Annotated in this window: 1 protein-coding gene; it reads left to right on the top strand. The window is 53.8% G+C overall.

Annotated features, from left to right (window positions below; genetic code table 11):
* Positions 1-17: 17 nt before the first annotated feature.
* The coding region (locus HCF10_RS31050) for a transposase (RefSeq protein WP_167657097.1) at positions 18-236 on the top strand (219 nt) is incomplete at its 3' end.

Below are 236 nucleotides of genomic sequence, written 5' to 3'. Positions count from 1 at the left end.
ATCTGAGGTGTTTGGATATGCGTAAATCTTATTCGAGTGAGTTCAAGCTCAAGGCTGCCAGCATGGTGTTGGATGAAGGTCAGCCGGTTACCGAAGTCTGTGCCACCCTGGATATCGGCCCCACAGCACTGCGCCGCTGGGTCGATCAAGTGCAAAAAGAACGCTTGGGCTCGACCCCGGTAGGGGCCAAGGCGATTACTGCTGATCAACGAGAAATCCAGAGGCTCAAAGATCTG

Source organism: Pseudomonas sp. B14(2022), assembly GCF_012030485.1.
Taxonomy (GTDB): domain Bacteria; phylum Pseudomonadota; class Gammaproteobacteria; order Pseudomonadales; family Pseudomonadaceae; genus Aquipseudomonas.
The sequence above is the reverse complement of the archived record's forward strand: the minus strand, read 5'-3'. Positions and strand labels throughout refer to the sequence as shown.